This is a genomic window from Nicoliella sp. ESL1120, assembly GCF_058508515.1.
Window position 1 is genome coordinate 1,505,965 of the sequence record NZ_CP196383.1, and the last position, 15,968, is coordinate 1,521,932.

Here is a 15,968-nt window from a genome sequence, read left to right on the forward strand (position 1 = left end):
GGCGAAAGATCCTTTTTTAATGATTACTTTTACTAGTGGTACTTTTAACTAATCGTTTAATCCATTTTAAAAGTGGTTGCCGATTCTTGCCAACTAATCCAATTGACTCCACAAACAATTCCAATCCAATCAAGGTTGCGATCGTAAGTAAGATAATGCCCCATAGGTTGGAAATGGGGTAGAGAAGTGAGATAAATGAAAAGATCATCGCAATTCCATAAATCACTAATACGGTTTGCCGATGGGTCAATCCCATTTGCATTAATCGATGATGCAAATGATGTTTGTCAGCATGTGAAATTGGTTGCCGATTCAATAATCGCCTTAAAATGGCATATACAGTATCAGTAATTGGCACCCCCAGAATGATTACTGGAATGATGACTGTAATGAACGTTGCATTCTTTAATCCGTTTAGTGAAAACACTGAAATCATAAAACCAATAAATAGCGATCCCGTGTCCCCTAGATAAATTCTGGCAGGAAAGAAATTATATGGTAAAAAGCCAACACATGCTACAACCAAAGTAAAAATCATGATTGATACGTATGTATTGCCCACATTCAAGAAGAACATTCCAGTAATCCCCATTGTCGATAATGCAATAATTGCGACTCCAGTAGCTAGTCCATCGAGTCCATCAATCAAATTCACTGCGTTAGTAATTGCCAAGATCCAAACCCAAGTAATCGGCAAACTTAACCAGCCTAAATGAAATGATCCCAGTAGCGGCAATGTTAGAACGGTCATTCGAACATGTCCAAAAAAGAACACGAATAACGATGCTAAGGTAATCCCAAAAACTTTTTGACGCGGTTTTAAGGTATAAATATCGTCTAACACCCCGGTTAAAACAATCAATATTTCACCACCCAGGACTCCCCACAACTGAGGTCCTGGAATTAAGTTCCGCATTAAGCCGACCGTTGCAAAAGTATAGGATGCAAATATTGATAACCCACCAAGCGTTGGCATCGGAACCTTATTGACGCGCCGTTTATTGGGATCGTCTTCAGCCCCAATTTTAAATGCCAATTTACGAACAAATGGCGTCAAAATTGCCGATATAAGCATTGTCGCAAATAAACAGACAATTATTTTTAACTTCACCATTCCACCTCCCTTGAAAAATAATTATTAAATTTAATTATACAAATCTCACAATCTAAAAACAACCCAATCAAAAAGAGTTATCACAATTGTAATATAGCGATAACTCCTGTTTAATTAATTATTTCAAATGGTAATTATAAGTGCTTACCACGATGTTTTGACGTGAGTTTAAAGCTGCACGCAACCGTAAACCACTTTGATTATGCAGAATTTGTTGCCAATGATGCTTAGGGACAAATTGCGGAACCAATACAGTGGTTGTATTCCCGTCGTGTTCGGCACGCTTGGCAATCACATCACAAAAGCGCAACGTTGGATTAACGATTGAGCGATATGATGAATGAATATCAACGAACCGAATTTCTGGGAACGCAACCTTAAAGTCGTTGGCCACCTTTTTTTCGCGTTCTGGATTAGAATCAAACGAAACATGCATCGCGATGATATCATCACTGATCGATTTAGCATAGGTAATCGCATTCATCGTCATGGTCGTAACGTCACTGATCAAAACAATTACAGTCGAACCACTAAATGATTCTGGAATTTCTTGCGCCTTATGGCTAACTTCCAGTTGGGTGCCGACCTTACGATAATGCTCATTGATGCGATAAAATAAAAGGATCAATAGTGGCATCACGATGAAGTATGGCCAGACGTTTACAAAGTGGAGTAGCAATAAGAAAACAACTAGGATTGCCGAGATCAACGCCCCGATGAAATTAATGGTCGCCTTTAAGACCCATGCTCCTTCACGGTGCTTGCGCCAATGTAAAATCATCCCAGACTGTGAAAGTGTAAATGGAATGAATACCCCGATGGAATACAGGGGTACTAAGAGGTTCGTTTCCCCATTGAACATAATGATTAGGATCAATGCCCCAATCGCAAGTGAAATAATCCCGTTGGAATATCCTAACCGATCACCCTTATCCAAGTAGGCGTGCGGTAAAAATTTATCGCGTGCTAAATTATAAGCTAGAATTGGAAACGCTGAAAAACCAGTGTTTGCAGCCACTGCTAAAATCATTGCGGTGGAAAGTTGTAATACATAGAACATAATTCCACCATGGCCGAATACGCCTGCTCCAATTTGTGACAGCACCGTCACATGTGCATTCGGCTTAATTCCCATGTAATAACTCAAAAGTGTAATCCCACCAAAGAAGAACCCTAAGATCAAAGCCATGATAGCAAGCGTATGTGAAGCCATCTTTTCACGGGGTTTTTTAAAGTTAGGAACCGAGTTACTAATTGCTTCCACTCCAGTTAGCGATGAAGAACCAGAAGAAAAAGCCTTGAAGAATAATAGCAGTGTCATTCCCTGGACTGGGGTACCAACTGCGCTAGCAGCTTGGTATGTAATATGTCCAGTTAAAATATTATACCCGCCCCAAATAATCATGATAAAAATCATAAAGATGAATAGGTAAACCGGCACCGTCAAAATCGATGCTGATTCACGCATCCCCCGTAAATTCAGTAACATAATTAATACTACGATCAAGCATGAAATCAGGATTCGATAATTATATAGTGCTGGAATTGCGGAAGTAATTGCTTCGGTTCCAGAAGTGGTCGAAACCGCCACGGTCAGCATATAATCAACTAGTAAGGACCCACCAGCAACTAACCCAGTCGTCCGCCCCCAATTATCACTAGCAACTAGGTATGCACCCCCACCAGATGGATAGGCGTAAATAATTTGTTGATAGGACAACGTGATTGCCAGCAAAAGAATCAAAACTAATGCTGAAATCCAAATTTGGTAAACTAAAGCAGCTACTGAAAGGGTCAGCAATACGGCTGTAATCTGTTCGGTCCCATAAGCAACCGATGAAAGAGCATCAGAAGAGAGCAAAGCCAATCCCTTAAATTTATTCAAGGAATTACCACCCTCATCAGTTGATTTCAATGGCTTCCCAATTACTAATCGTTTTAAATAACGCCACATGAAAATGACCTCACTTTTTAAGTCTTCATTTTTTAAGATAATATAAATTTGTTTATGCAATTCTTAATTTTACTACAATTTGGTAAATATTTCATATTGAATTTTATTAACAAAAAAAGAACCGCTAAATAGCGATTCTTTTAAAGCAGAGCTTAATTTAAATTACATCATGCCGCCCATACCTGGTTGTGGAGGCATTGGGGTGTTATTATCATCCTTTGGTTCGTTTGCTACTACGGCTTCAGTAGTTAATAACAATGCTGAAACAGAAGCGGCGTTTTGAAGTGCTGAGCGACTAACCTTGGTTGGGTCAATGACTCCAGCCTTGATCATGTCTTCGTAAGTTCCATCAGCAGCATTGTAACCAATTCCAGGTTTTTGACCTCTAAGGTGGTCAACGATCACGGAACCATCAACCCCAGCATTGTGAGCAATTTGTCTAACTGGAGCTTCCAATGCACGGCGAACGATTTGAACCCCGGTGTTTTCATCGCCTTCAGCCTTAATGGCATCAATATCCTTTAAGATATTAATGTAAGCTGTTCCACCACCAGGAACGTAGCCTTCTTCAACGGCAGCCCGCGTAGCGTTCAAAGCATCTTCGATTCTGTACTTACGTTCCTTTAATTCGGTTTCGGTCGCAGCACCGACACGAACAACAGCAACTCCACCAGCTAACTTAGCAAGGCGTTCCTTTAACTTGTCACGGTCAAAGTCAGAAGTCGTCTTTTCAATTTGGGTCTTAATTTCGCTAACCCGATCAGCAATCTTAGCCTTGTCACCAGCACCTTGAACGATCGTAGTGTTATCCTTAGTAATGTTTGCCTTAGCAGATTGACCTAGTTGTTCTAAGGTCGCATCCTTTAGGTTTAATCCTAAATCGTCAGTAATCACAGTTGCACCAGTTAAAGTAGCGATGTCTTGTAATTGATCCTTCCGACGATCACCGAATCCAGGAGCTTTGACAGCAACCACGTTGAAGGTCCCACGCATCTTATTCAAAACAAGGGTTGGTAATGCTTCACCACCAATATCATCAGCAATGATCAAGAGTGAACGCCCTTGTTCAACCACTGATTGAAGAACTGGTAAAATGTCTTGAATGTTATTAATCTTTTTGTCAGTAATTAGAATGTATGGATTATCCAAATTAGCTTCCATCTTATCGTTATCAGTCACCATGTATTGTGACATGTAACCACGATCGAATTGCATTCCTTCAACGACATCTAGGCTAGTTTCAACCCCACGGGAATCTTCAATGGTAATGACCCCGTCGTTACCAACCTTTTCCATTGCATCGGCAATCAATTCACCAACTTGCTTGTTAGCAGAAGAAATGGCAGCGATTTGAGCAATATCGTTTTTGTTCTTTACTTCGTGTGACATCTTGTGTAATGCCTTTACAGCTACTTCGGTAGCCTTTTCGATTCCGCGGCGAACGCCAACTGGGTTAGCACCAGCGGTAACGTTCTTCAAGCCTTCGTTGACGATTGCTTGGGTCAATACAGTGGCAGTCGTAGTCCCGTCACCAGCAATGTCATTAGTCTTGGAAGCCACTTCAGCAACTAATTTAGCTCCCATGTTTTCAAAATGATCTGGGAGTTGGATCGCCTTTGCAATCGTTACCCCATCATTTGTGATGTTTGGACCAGCACCTTCTTCTAGGACAACGTTACGTCCCTTTGGTCCTAAAGTAGTCTTAACCGTATTAGCTAATTTATCAACACCGTTAAGTAATGATTTTCTTGCATCTTCTGCAAATTTAACTTCCTTAGCCATCAATTATCACCTCATGAAATTATTTTTTGTTTTTTATGATTTTAATTTTAATTTATTAATTAGTCGACAACTGCAACTAAATCCTTTTCATGTAAAACTAAGTAGGATTGGCCTTCGTAGTCAACGGAAGTGCCAGAGTACTTGTCGAATAGAACGGTTTCGCCTTCCTTAACTGCTGGTGCAACTGTCTCTCCGTTATCCAAGATCCGTCCAGCACCGACAGCGACTACCTTTCCAGTTTGGGGCTTTTCCTTAGCATTACTTGCTAAGACAATCCCGCCGACTGTCTTTTCCTTTTCCTCTTCAACTTCAACGATCACACGATCACCTAATGGCTTTAACACATTAATCCCTCCAATTAAGTTTACATAAATTTAGCACTTGAACTATGTCAGTGCTAATTGTTATCTTTAATATATATTCTTTTAATTTTAATTGCAAACATTTTGACCGCTGCCCAAATAAAAAAAACGCTCATGCAACTTTGCATGAACATTTTATCGAAATCAGATTAATAATGCGATGATTTAAAACTAGGAATCTTGAATCTAAAGGTTTACTTAATGTAATGTTCAATAAAGTAAATCAAGGTCTGTAACTCATTCGTTAAATCAACATTTTGCACCGTTACGTTCTCGGGAGTTGATAGACGGACCTGGGTGAAGTTAAGAAAGCCCTCCGCCCCCGCTTTAATGGCATTATCGCAAACTTCTTGTGCCACTTTAGAAGGCACAGTTAAAATAACGACCTTGATCTGTTGATCCCTTAATTGTTGAACCATTTCTTCATATGAATAAATGGGGACCCCATTTTGAATGGTGTTAATCATTCGCTCCTTAGTATCAAAGGCAGCAGCAATCCTAACGTTGCTATCACGATGAAAATTAAAGTTCAGTAGTGCCTGTCCAAAGTTTCCGACCCCGACTAATGCAACGTTAGTCAAACGGTCTTCATTTAGAATCCGCTTAAAGAAATTCAATAAATTCTCAACATCATAACCATAGCCACGTTTACCAAGCGCCCCAAAATAGGAAAAATCCCTTCTAATCGTAGCAGAGTCCACTTGAATTGCGTCCGCAAATTTATTTGATGAGATTCGTTCAACGTTTGAGTCATGTAAAATCGTAAGGTATCGATAATAGATCGGCAATCTTTTTGCGGTTGCCCGTGGAATTTTATTTTCAGCCATAAGTCTTTCCTCCCGGCATTTTCGTTCATAAAAAAACGTTTCCAGATTATTTTATCATAAAAAAAGACTTTGTGAAATATTAATCAATTATATCGATTTTCATAATTTCATATTATATGTAAATTATGATAAAATTATCCTTAAACTACTATAATATAAAGGGGTGAGGACTTGCAAATCTTACAAGTAAATAACGTAACCAAAAGATTCGATGGTGTGCCAATTTTCACAAATGTTAATATGAATATTGAAAATCATGCTAGAATCGGGCTCGTTGGCCGCAATGGAGCCGGTAAATCAACGCTAGTTAAAATGATTATTGGTGAAGAAAGCATCGACGAAGGGAAGATTACTGAAAAAAACGGCCTTACAATTGGCTATCTTTCACAAAATACGGGTCTTCATTCAGAACGAAACGTCTGGGATGAGATGTTAAGCGTGTTCGCCGAATTAATTAAAACGGAACACAAGATGCACGCGTTAGAAATACAAATGAGTGATCAACAGGTTAATCAAGATCCACAAAAACTAGCAGAAGTCACTAAATCATACGACACGATTCAGGCTAACTTTACCGCTAATCATGGGTACAGTTATAAAGCTGAAATCAAGGCGGTTTTAAACGGATTTGGTTTTGGAGAATCATTCTACGAACAACCCGTTAATTCTCTTTCAGGTGGGCAACAAACCCAACTTGCATTAGCGAAACTGCTCCTTGAAAAACGCGACCTCCTTATTTTAGATGAACCAACCAACCACTTAGATGTTGAAACGATCACATGGTTGGAAGGCTACGTCCAAAACTATCCTGGTTCGCTTTTGATCATTTCACATGACCGTTACTTCATGGATAAGTTAGTCAATGAAGTCTATGACTTGGATAACGGAACGCTAACATATTACAAAGGTGATTACACTAGCTTTGTGAAGCAAAAACAAGCGCGCTATGCTGAACGGCTCCATGCGTATGAAAAACAGCAAGCTGAAATTAAAAAAATGCAGGACTTTATTGATAAAAACATCGTTCGGGCATCGACTACTAACCGTGCTCAGGCACGTCGTAAACAATTAGAAAAAATGCCAAAGCTCGAAAAACCATTTGATAATAATAAGGTCGCTCAATTTCGATTCTCAGAAGCAAAGCCCAGTGGTAACATCGTTTTAACAGTTCGGAATCTGGCGGTCGGCTATGATGATCAGGTTCTAGCTAGTCCAATTAACATTGACGAAAAAAAGCACCAATCGATCGCAATTATCGGACCCAACGGGGTTGGTAAGTCGACCCTATTAAAAACCATTTTAGGCAAGCTACCAAAATTAGCGGGGACCGTTTCATTCGGGACCGGAGTCAGCATTGGCTACTACGATCAAAAACAGACTTCCTTACACAGTAATAAAACCGTTTTAAATGAAATTTGGGACGACTACCCTACTACTCCAGAAGGCCACATCAGAACCATTTTAGGGAGCTTTTTATTTTCTGGTAATGACGTTGAAAAAGTCGTCGGTAACCTTTCTGGTGGTGAAAAGGCGCGTTTGATGCTCACCAAATTATCAATGGATCACGATAATTTCTTAATTCTCGATGAACCCACTAACCATTTGGACATTGAAAGTCGCGAAGTTCTTGAAAATGCATTGAAGCAATTTGATGGGACGATCCTATTCGTTTCACACGATCGATACTTCATTAACCAAGTTGCTAGCGAAATTATTGAAATTACCCCTGAAGGATCAGAAAGATACCTAGGGGATTATGATTACTATATTGAAAAAAAGGAAGATCAAATCGCCCAAGCACAACACGAGGCCGCTAAATTAGCTGCTGAACATCCCGAAGCGGTTCAACCCACCGAATCGAAGGGCAAGGTCGATTACCAAAAGAGTAAGCAAGACCAAAAGCAACGGCGTAAATTAGAACGCCAAATCAGCGAAATTGAGGAACAAATGGGCAAGCTCAGCGAACAACACGCTCAAATCGAGGATCGAATGGCCCAACTAGCTGCTGATCAAAAGATTAGTGAACTTGAGGAACTCCAAAAGAATCTCGATCAAGTCAACCAACAAAATGAAAAACTATCAGATCAGTGGACTCAACTAAGTTTAGAACTCGAAGATTTAAATAATGAGTAAATAAAAGGACTGAATCAAAAATTTTGATTCAGTCCTTTTTGAATTTTATTGAGTTACATCAGGAGCCCATTCAAACTCAAGGCTCGGGTCAGCATTTAAATCGAGGCCTGCAAAACGACCTTCTTTAAACATAATAAAGCCAGCTGCACCAATCATCGCAGCGTTATCACCACATAGTTTGCGTGGCGCCATTATTAATTTCGTATTTGGTAGTTGATCAATTGCTGATTGCAAGCATGTCCGCAGTCCATTGTTGGCAGCTACTCCTCCTGCTAAGATCAATTGTTTGACTGGGTAGTTCTCCAACGCCCGCAGTGTTTTATCTACTAAAACATCTACGACCGCATTTTGAAAACTAGTTGCCAGGTCATCATGATTCAACTTATCACCTACTTGTTCTGCGTGATGGTAAGTGTTAATAAAGGCACTCTTTAACCCACTAAAACTAAAATCATAATTAGATGACTTATCCATTGCTCGTGGAAAGTTAAATGTATCCTTACCCTTCGCTGCCATCGCATCAACAGTAGGCCCGGCGGGGTAGTTAATCCCTAACACCCGACCAATTTTATCGTAGGCTTCACCAGCGGCATCATCGCGCGTTTCACCAATAATTTCGAACTGGCCCTCTTTGGGCATGTAAACCAATTCAGTGTGGCCACCAGAAACGACTAATGCAAGGGTTGGAAATTCAATTGGCTCGACAAAACGAGCAGCATAAATATGCCCCGCGAGGTGGTTGACTGGAATTAACGGAAGGTGGTGAGCCCACGCAACCATCTTAGCAGCAGTCACCCCGATCAAAAGCGAACCTACTAATCCAGGCCCATAGGTAACGGCCACGGCATCTAAATCATCATAGGTAACATTGGCCTCTTGCATCGCATCACGAATACAGATGGTAATTTCTTCGATATGATGACGACTAGCAACTTCTGGAACTACGCCACCAAATCGTTTATGGCTATTGATCTGTGTGGCTACGATGTTAGAAAGAATTTGATTGCCATCTGCAATAATTGCGACACTAGTTTCATCGCAACTAGACTCAAATGACATGATTAAATTACGCTTCAAAATTATTCCTCCAAATTATAATCCATAATTAATTGGGCTATTATCAATTTCACTAATATCTAGCGTCATATCAATGGCATCTTCTTGATTATCAATATAGTAGTTATTTTTAATGCCTGAACGTTTAAATCCTAAATCAGCATAAAGATGCTGAGCACGATAATTACTACTTCTCACTTCTAGCGTGATCTTTGAATAGTCAATGCGACGCGCTTTTTTAATAATTACCGTTAACAAGTAATATGCAAGCCCCCGATGTTGAAATTCTTTTTGAACCGCTAGATTCGTAATATGGCATTCCTTATTATTATCAAACATTGCACAACCAATGAATGCAACCAATTGATCATGATATCTAATTACTAAGTATAAACGATCTTGATCACGCTTAAGTTCCCTTAGCATCGTATTGTAATTCCATGGAGTTTTGCCGTCATAAACAGATTTTTCAATCTTTAATAACTCTGGGGTATCTGTAACCATGGCCCTTCCAATAAAGTACTTAACATTTTTAATTTCAATCGTATGGTTTTTAACCGCAATTTGTTGTTCACGAAATACTGCTTCACTTTTTAAAAATAGGCTATGGTACCATTGCTTAAACTTTTTTAACATATGAACTTGAATCCTCTTTTGGGTGTAGTTTTTGCCAATCGGCTTCTGCTTTCGTCAATCTCAAATAATTAGGAACAAACGTATCAATGTCTTGAACTGGTGGTAAAGTCTCGCCAAATAGTCCTAGGTTTGCAGCTTGAGGAAGGTTATCTAAATTATTAATCATCGTAAAATTAGCAGGCAAGCGATCGTTAAAATGATTAGCATCACCTAATCCAATAATCGATTCATTTTGATAGGCCTCCATTTTACTCAACCAACGGGATAATGAAACGTGTTGATCAGGAATCACTGCAACTGGGCGTCCGTTTTGAATCCGATACAATCCAGTAAACATGTTCTCATTTCTGGCATCAAACACTGGATTCACTAATTGACCTTCAATATTGATATTCAAAGCCAATGTTTGCAAACTAGAAACCCCCACTAATTTAATCCCTAGGGTAAATGCTAATACCTTAGCAGTCGCAGTTGCAATCCTAATTCCGGTATAAGAGCCAGGACCATCAGCAACTACCACGCGGTCTAAATCGCTGGGCTGCATTCCACAATCTTTCATTAGATTATCGATAATCGGTAGTAAGTATTGAGCATGTTTTTGATGCGTCGTTGTTGTCGTTGTTGCTAAAATTTGTTGATCCTCTAAGATCGCGATACTTAGGGGGCGATTGGAAGTATCCAATGCTAAAACCTTCATAAAATAATCTCCCTATTGTTGTTAATTTTTATCATGCTTATTATATACCATTATAAAGCATTAAAAAAAGCGAACCAGATGTTTAATCTACCTCGCCATCGTGTTGCCAAGTAATATTAGCAATTGCTGCTAATTGTTGATTGTGATAAATTTCGTGCTTCGTAACAACGGTTCCATCAATTTCTTGATGTTCATAATTACTTTCAATTACGTTGCCATAACGCACTTCGCTATCATATTTTAGGTTAATGTGAGCAGGAATGTTTTGAACTAAAAAATCATATGGTAATAAATCAGTCATCCAATCCAAATAACGAGTATTGTTGACGTGAATGTTCGTATCAATATCGCTATAACGGATTCGATACTGGCGACTATTAGATAATGATTCAATCTTGCGTGGCTTTTTAATTCGAGGAGTTAACTTCACAGCATTAGAATGATACGGATCAACAATTTGATGTGGGATCGGTGCTAAACGCCGTTGTTCAATATTCATTGAAACCCATAAGCTTTTGATGTAAACGCACTGACTGCCCTTCTCATCTAAAATCCAAAACTCTCGAAAGGCAAAAAATTTATTATAAGATGTCGATTGGGTTTGGATGGTAATATTTTCATCCGTCTTAGGAAGATGATTAATTTCTAAATCATATTGAATGACCACCCAAGTTACCCCAAACGATGCAATAAATTCATTGGTTAACCCAAGCTCTTCATTTTGATCCTCAGAAACTAAAATTGCCATGTTAAGGAGCATTGGTAACGTAACTCGATTCTGATTATCAGTTTCATAATAAGTGATTCGATGTTTTTCACTAAAGCGACTCACGATAAATGGTCAATCCTCCTTTTCAATATGGTGATATAGGTTATAAACTTCTTGCTTTTTAATTTGGTGTAACTTAGCAACTTGCTTAATCGCAACGTTTGGCTTATCACCTTGCGCAATTAAATAATCGACCTGTTCAACCATCGAAAGCCCGTTCAGTTCATCATCTTGATGATCATCGATTTGTGCCTCTGAATTGCCCTCAACAATAATTACGAATTCTCCCATAATTTTATTGTTGGCAGCCCAATCTAATAATTCAAGCAAGGTCCCCCTATGAAAATCCTCATACCGCTTTGTAATTTCCCTACATAAGACAGCACGTCTTCCTTCACCAAGTACGCTCGCCATGTTCTTAAGGGTTTTTCTTAAACGATGTGGCGCCTCATATAGAATGAACGTTTCTTGATGACGGTTCAGATCTTCAAGTTCAGCGATTTGATCTCTTGGCTTCCGATTCAAAAAGCCATAGAAATAAAAGGGTTGTGGTGATAACCCAGATGCAATTAGTCCAGTTAATCCGGCATTCGCCCCTGGCAATGGAACGACTGGGATATTAGCCTCAATACAAGCAACCACTAATTCGTGTCCTGGATCACTTATCGATGGCATTCCCGCATCGCTAGCTTGGGCAATGTTCATTCCTGATTGCAATTTTTGAATCAATTCTGGAATCCGTTCCATTGTGTTATGTTCATGAAAACTAATTTCCTTAGTCTCAATTTCAAAATGATTCAATAATTTCTGGGTATTTCGTGTATCCTCAGCCGCAATTAAATCGACTTCACGAAGCACCTTAACTGCTCTAAAAGTCATGTCATCTAAATTGCCAATTGGGGTTGGCACTAGGTATAACGTTCCAGTATCATGTTTAGCAAAACTGTGTTGAACTTGCAATTTAATCCCTAACTTTCTTATTTTCGGTTAATAATTTCATCACAGAACATACAACCTTCACCATTTTCACGCGGTTTACCATAAAATTGATTACATACGTGAAATCCATCATTAAATAACTTTTCTAATATCTTGCGGGACTCATTATGCTTGGTTGCTTTCTGTGTTGGTACTTTTTGATCATGATTTTCATTTGAATGTGTTTCCAATAATTCACGCAAATGCTGATTTTCAATTTCTAATTCTGAATTTTTTTCCAAAACTTCGTTCATTGCTTCACGGAGTTCGGAAAAGCGGGTCAACATCGATTGAGTTTGAGACTCCATATTCTTTAACCCACTGTATAGCTCTTTATTATTCAATATCAATTTCACCCTTATTAATTGTTTAATTCAACTGATCTAGCACCTTTAAAGTAGTTGATTCTAAAACGTTTTGAAAATTAATGTTAATTGCTAAATCACTATTACTCTTAAGCATTAGTTCAATTATACTGAGCAACTTTTGCTTAGGAATCTGCAACGCAATTTGGTGAATTTGGCTATTAATTTGTGGAAAATTAAGTTCATTATCATCAACTGCTTTAAATTTAATATCTAATACATCCCGCCAAACTTCAATCATCATATCGATTGTAATTCGCTTTGCATCCTGATTATTAATCAAGGCCATCATATCAGTTTGCACCATTGTAAATGCAACTGGATTGCGCTTGTTGAGCTGAAGAAACCATTGACTAATTGCATTTTGCAACTTTGCGAACCAATTATTTTCAAACCACCCAGAGGCAGTATCAATATTATTAGTCATTTTCATAATTAAGTTAAAATATACACTATCAATACCAGCTTTAGTGAGTTCTTCACTAAAGAGGGTCGGCGAAATTGAAGGAAATTCAACTAATTGGGTTCTTGAAATAATGGTTGGTAACAATAGTGATTTATTGCTAGTAAGTAGAAATGAAAATACATTCCCAACTGGCTCCTCAATAAACTTTAAAAGACTATTAGCAGCCTCTGTGGTCATTTTATCAGCATCATTGATTATGAATGCCTTTTGATTACCCTCAACAGCACTCTTGGTAAATTCAGCCTTTAATAATCGCACTTGATCAATTTTGATGCTTGCTCCGTCTGGTTCAATGATCATTACATCTGGATGCTGCCGACTGGCAATTCGGATACACTCGTTGCACTTACCACAAGGTCTACCATCTTTTTGATGGGGACAAAACAATGCCATCGTAATCTGTAACGCAACCGCTAACTTTCCAGTCCCTAGCGCCCCGCTAAATAGGTACGCATGGGTCAAATCATGGTCACTAACAACCTGGGCAAAATGTTCAACTAATTGGGGTTGCTTAATAGATGCCTCTTTAATAATGGACTCAGCAACTGATTTTTCCATCGCCATTAGAATTGATAAAATTGATCCATTGGTAAGATCATTACAGTTGCCCCACCAACTTGGATTTTGACGGGATATGAACCTTCATTTGCTCCGCCATCTAGATTAACTGGTGGCGTCATATATTTCTTTCTAGTTCTTGAAATATTCTTGATGATATCTAAGGTTTTTTGCACCTTTTCATCTTCAATTCCAATCATGTAAGTGGTATTCCCTGATTTAAGAAAGCCCCCAGTTGTAGATAACTTGGTTGCTCTAATATTATTTTTGATAAATGCCTCTTGTAGCTCACTAGTATCTTTATCTTGAATAACTGCAATTAATAATTTCATTATTTGTCACCCCTATTTAGATAATCGTGCAAAATTTTTAATACCGCATCATAAACTTCATCGATTGACCTAGTTGCGTCAACTCGGATGATTCGATTAGGATAATCATGAACTAGCTGCTCATAAGTAGCATGAACCCGATAATGAAATTCCTTGGTCTCAACATCCAATCGATCAACTTCATTGGCACTTCGGTGAGCACTAATCCTATTTAAACCAACTTCAACCGGGACATCAAAATAAATCGTTAAGCCCGGCATTAAACCATCGGTAGCAAATTGATTCATGTCAAAAACTGGTTTGATTCCCAGCTGACGACCGCCACCTTGATAAGCAAGCGAACTGTCCAGGTATCGATCGCTTAAAACCAATTTACCCTTCTCCAGAGCTGGAATGACAGTCTCTACCAAATGTTGCCGTCTAGCGGCAGCATACAATAACGCTTCCGTTTTGAAATCCATTGCTTGATTATCACGGTCTAAAATTACATTCCTAATCATTTCTGAAATTCGATTCCCGCCTGGTTCACGAGTTAAGATCACTGGTACATCCAATTGGCTTTGCACGGTTTCAAAAACCCGTTTTAAAACCGTGGTTTTGCCAGCCCCATCAGAGCCTTCGAACGTAATAAAATTTTTATTCATTAGTAACTATCCTTTTTGTTTTCTAACTATAATTGTACTTTATTAAAAGTTCATTGGCAAAGCAAAAAGAGTCAAAACCACAAACGTGATTCCGACCCTTTAATAATCAAATACCGACGATTGAATCCGATTATTATGAACATTTCGGAATCTAGCTTCTCGATACAGATACAAATATTTACAACGAGCAAGTTGGGTTTGAGCAATAATTTCGTCATCCACTTCTGAAATTGCGTTTTGGGTTTCTTGAGCCCGTGACCATTCAGACTTTGCTTCGTCAATTGAATCCAATAATTCTTGATCATATTGCATTTTATTCTTTTGTGCACTGCTCTTTCTACCAAACATAAATAATTCGCCCCTAAATTTCGGTTCGACCTTGAACGGCTCTAAACAAAGTCATCTCATCAGCATACTCAATATCGCTTCCCACTGAAAGTCCATAAGCTAAACGAGTTACCTTAATTCCAGCTGGTTTAATCAACTTGGAAAGATACATTGCAGTTGCTTCTCCTTCGGGAGTTGCATTGGTAGCAATAATCACTTCGTTAACGGCTTCATTCGATTGTAGTCTCTTGATCAATGAACTAACGTTTAGTTCATCTGGACCAGTGCCATCCAAGGGAGATAAAACCCCACCTAAGACGTGATAAAGGCCATTATAATCCTTCATCTGCTCCATCGTCATGATATCCTTAGGTTGTTCAACTACTAAAATTTTGGTTTGATCACGATTTGGATCTTGACAAATTTCACATGGATCTTCATCGGTTAAGTTCCCACAAATCGAACAATAAGTTAGTTTATCCTTTGTTTCAGTAAGTGCTTCCGCAAAATTAGCAATGTCATCTTTGTTCATGTTAACAGTAAAATAGGCTAATCTAACGGCAGTCTTTTGTCCAATTCCTGGCAGATGCATATAACTAGCAATTAGTTTTGCAATTGGCTCTGGATATTGCATTTAAATTCCTTCTTTATTTTACATTCCTGGCATACCCTTAGTGTATTTACCAAGGGTACTTTGAGTTGCGTCATCAATTTTACCAAGCGCATCGTTTACAGCAGTTAATACCATGTCTGACAGCATGTCTGGATCTTCAGGATCGATTACTTCTGGTTTAATTTGCATGTCGGTCATCTTGCGATCACCAGTAAATGTAACTTTGACCATTTCATCAGGAGCAGAGCCAATAAATTCTTGCTTGTTCAATTCTTCTTGTTCTGCACCCATTTGCTTTTGCATTTTTTTAACTTGCTTCAGCATTTTGTTCATGTTCATTCCATTCATCATATTA

At 38.7% G+C, this 15,968-nt stretch carries 18 protein-coding genes; 1 reads left to right on the forward strand and 17 read right to left on the reverse strand.

Annotated features, from left to right (window positions below; translation table 11 throughout):
- Positions 1 to 16: 16 nt before the first annotated feature.
- The 5 genes from ACSYTE_RS06530 to ACSYTE_RS06550 all read right to left on the reverse strand — a co-directional run bounded on the left by ACSYTE_RS06530 (position 17) and on the right by ACSYTE_RS06550 (position 6,039).
- Complete coding sequence (locus tag ACSYTE_RS06530) at positions 17 to 1,114, reverse strand: glycosyltransferase family 4 protein (protein ID WP_491716637.1); 1,098 nt, start codon at positions 1,112 to 1,114, stop codon at positions 17 to 19.
- A gap of 118 nt (positions 1,115 to 1,232) precedes the next feature.
- Positions 1,233 to 3,068, reverse strand: a complete 1,836-nt coding sequence (locus ACSYTE_RS06535; protein ID WP_491716638.1) for an APC family permease — start codon at positions 3,066 to 3,068, stop codon at positions 1,233 to 1,235.
- Between the two features lie 162 nt (positions 3,069 to 3,230).
- Positions 3,231 to 4,850: a chaperonin GroEL gene (gene groL / locus ACSYTE_RS06540; RefSeq protein ID WP_491716639.1), complete on the reverse strand. Its 1,620-nt coding sequence runs from the start codon at positions 4,848 to 4,850 to the stop codon at positions 3,231 to 3,233.
- A 59-nt stretch (positions 4,851 to 4,909) separates the two neighbouring features.
- Positions 4,910 to 5,194, reverse strand: coding sequence for a co-chaperone GroES (gene groES, locus ACSYTE_RS06545; protein ID WP_491716640.1), 285 nt, complete (start codon positions 5,192 to 5,194; stop codon positions 4,910 to 4,912).
- 212 nt (positions 5,195 to 5,406) lie between these two features.
- Complete coding sequence (locus ACSYTE_RS06550; protein WP_491716641.1) at positions 5,407 to 6,039, reverse strand: redox-sensing transcriptional repressor Rex; 633 nt, start codon at positions 6,037 to 6,039, stop codon at positions 5,407 to 5,409.
- Positions 6,040 to 6,210: 171 nt separating this feature from the next.
- Here ACSYTE_RS06550 and ACSYTE_RS06555 point away from each other — a divergent pair, with 171 nt between their 5' ends.
- On the forward strand, positions 6,211 to 8,172 hold the full coding sequence (locus ACSYTE_RS06555) for an ATP-binding cassette domain-containing protein (protein WP_491716642.1): 1,962 nt from the start codon (positions 6,211 to 6,213) through the stop codon (positions 8,170 to 8,172).
- Positions 8,173 to 8,217: 45 nt separating this feature from the next.
- On the opposite strand, the gene tsaD is transcribed toward ACSYTE_RS06555, so the two are convergent.
- The 12 genes from tsaD to ACSYTE_RS06615 form a co-directional block, all read right to left on the reverse strand.
- Entirely contained in the window at positions 8,218 to 9,231 is a 1,014-nt protein-coding gene (tsaD, locus tag ACSYTE_RS06560) for a tRNA (adenosine(37)-N6)-threonylcarbamoyltransferase complex transferase subunit TsaD (RefSeq protein WP_491717310.1), read from the reverse strand.
- A 33-nt stretch (positions 9,232 to 9,264) separates the two neighbouring features.
- Complete coding sequence (gene rimI, locus ACSYTE_RS06565; RefSeq protein WP_491716643.1) at positions 9,265 to 9,864, reverse strand: ribosomal protein S18-alanine N-acetyltransferase; 600 nt, start codon at positions 9,862 to 9,864, stop codon at positions 9,265 to 9,267.
- Positions 9,848 to 10,561, reverse strand: a complete 714-nt coding sequence (tsaB, locus tag ACSYTE_RS06570) for a tRNA (adenosine(37)-N6)-threonylcarbamoyltransferase complex dimerization subunit type 1 TsaB (protein WP_491716644.1) — start codon at positions 10,559 to 10,561, stop codon at positions 9,848 to 9,850. The genes rimI and tsaB overlap by 17 nt, the downstream gene beginning before the upstream one ends.
- An 82-nt stretch (positions 10,562 to 10,643) precedes the next feature.
- Positions 10,644 to 11,393, reverse strand: coding sequence for an acyl-[acyl-carrier-protein] thioesterase (locus ACSYTE_RS06575; RefSeq protein ID WP_491716645.1), 750 nt, complete (start codon positions 11,391 to 11,393; stop codon positions 10,644 to 10,646).
- A gap of 9 nt (positions 11,394 to 11,402) precedes the next feature.
- Positions 11,403 to 12,290, reverse strand: coding sequence for a 16S rRNA (cytidine(1402)-2'-O)-methyltransferase (rsmI, locus tag ACSYTE_RS06580; RefSeq protein WP_491716646.1), 888 nt, complete (start codon positions 12,288 to 12,290; stop codon positions 11,403 to 11,405).
- 17 nt (positions 12,291 to 12,307) lie between these two features.
- The gene (locus ACSYTE_RS06585; RefSeq protein WP_491716647.1) at positions 12,308 to 12,652 is read right to left on the reverse strand and encodes a DNA replication initiation control protein YabA; all 345 of its coding nucleotides are present in this window, start codon (positions 12,650 to 12,652) and stop codon (positions 12,308 to 12,310) included.
- Between the two features lie 25 nt (positions 12,653 to 12,677).
- Complete coding sequence (gene holB, locus ACSYTE_RS06590) at positions 12,678 to 13,703, reverse strand: DNA polymerase III subunit delta' (protein ID WP_491716648.1); 1,026 nt, start codon at positions 13,701 to 13,703, stop codon at positions 12,678 to 12,680.
- Complete coding sequence (gene darA / locus ACSYTE_RS06595; protein WP_491716649.1) at positions 13,703 to 14,029, reverse strand: cyclic di-AMP receptor DarA; 327 nt, start codon at positions 14,027 to 14,029, stop codon at positions 13,703 to 13,705. Before darA ends, holB begins: the two co-directional genes overlap by 1 nt.
- A complete protein-coding gene (gene tmk, locus ACSYTE_RS06600; RefSeq protein WP_491716650.1) occupies positions 14,029 to 14,673 on the reverse strand; it encodes a dTMP kinase in 645 nt (214 codons plus the stop codon). Before tmk ends, darA begins: the two co-directional genes overlap by 1 nt.
- A gap of 99 nt (positions 14,674 to 14,772) precedes the next feature.
- Positions 14,773 to 15,021, reverse strand: a complete 249-nt coding sequence (locus ACSYTE_RS06605) for a YaaL family protein (RefSeq protein ID WP_491716651.1) — start codon at positions 15,019 to 15,021, stop codon at positions 14,773 to 14,775.
- Between the two features lie 13 nt (positions 15,022 to 15,034).
- On the reverse strand, positions 15,035 to 15,634 hold the full coding sequence (gene recR, locus ACSYTE_RS06610) for a recombination mediator RecR (protein ID WP_491716652.1): 600 nt from the start codon (positions 15,632 to 15,634) through the stop codon (positions 15,035 to 15,037).
- Between the two features lie 18 nt (positions 15,635 to 15,652).
- On the reverse strand, positions 15,653 to 15,964 hold the full coding sequence (locus tag ACSYTE_RS06615) for a YbaB/EbfC family nucleoid-associated protein (protein WP_491716653.1): 312 nt from the start codon (positions 15,962 to 15,964) through the stop codon (positions 15,653 to 15,655).
- Positions 15,965 to 15,968 lie beyond the last annotated feature (4 nt).

Bases quoted from the DNA above. Each gene is read 5' to 3' on its own strand.
- ACSYTE_RS06530 (WP_491716637.1), bottom strand. From the start codon at position 1,114: ATGGTGAAGTTAAAAATAATTGTCTGTTTATTTGCGACAATGCTTATA.
- ACSYTE_RS06535 (WP_491716638.1), bottom strand. From the start codon at position 3,068: ATGTGGCGTTATTTAAAACGATTAGTAATTGGGAAGCCATTGAAATCA.
- groL (WP_491716639.1), bottom strand. From the start codon at position 4,850: ATGGCTAAGGAAGTTAAATTTGCAGAAGATGCAAGAAAATCATTACTT.
- ACSYTE_RS06550 (WP_491716641.1), bottom strand. From the start codon at position 6,039: ATGGCTGAAAATAAAATTCCACGGGCAACCGCAAAAAGATTGCCGATC.
- tsaD (WP_491717310.1), bottom strand. From the start codon at position 9,231: ATGTCATTTGAGTCTAGTTGCGATGAAACTAGTGTCGCAATTATTGCA.
- rimI (WP_491716643.1), bottom strand. From the start codon at position 9,864: ATGTTAAAAAAGTTTAAGCAATGGTACCATAGCCTATTTTTAAAAAGT.
- tsaB (WP_491716644.1), bottom strand. From the start codon at position 10,561: ATGAAGGTTTTAGCATTGGATACTTCCAATCGCCCCCTAAGTATCGCG.
- holB (WP_491716648.1), bottom strand. From the start codon at position 13,703: ATGGCGATGGAAAAATCAGTTGCTGAGTCCATTATTAAAGAGGCATCT.
- darA (WP_491716649.1), bottom strand. From the start codon at position 14,029: ATGAAATTATTAATTGCAGTTATTCAAGATAAAGATACTAGTGAGCTA.
- tmk (WP_491716650.1), bottom strand. From the start codon at position 14,673: ATGAATAAAAATTTTATTACGTTCGAAGGCTCTGATGGGGCTGGCAAA.
- ACSYTE_RS06605 (WP_491716651.1), bottom strand. From the start codon at position 15,021: ATGTTTGGTAGAAAGAGCAGTGCACAAAAGAATAAAATGCAATATGAT.
- recR (WP_491716652.1), bottom strand. From the start codon at position 15,634: ATGCAATATCCAGAGCCAATTGCAAAACTAATTGCTAGTTATATGCAT.
- ACSYTE_RS06615 (WP_491716653.1), bottom strand. From the start codon at position 15,964: ATGATGAATGGAATGAACATGAACAAAATGCTGAAGCAAGTTAAAAAA.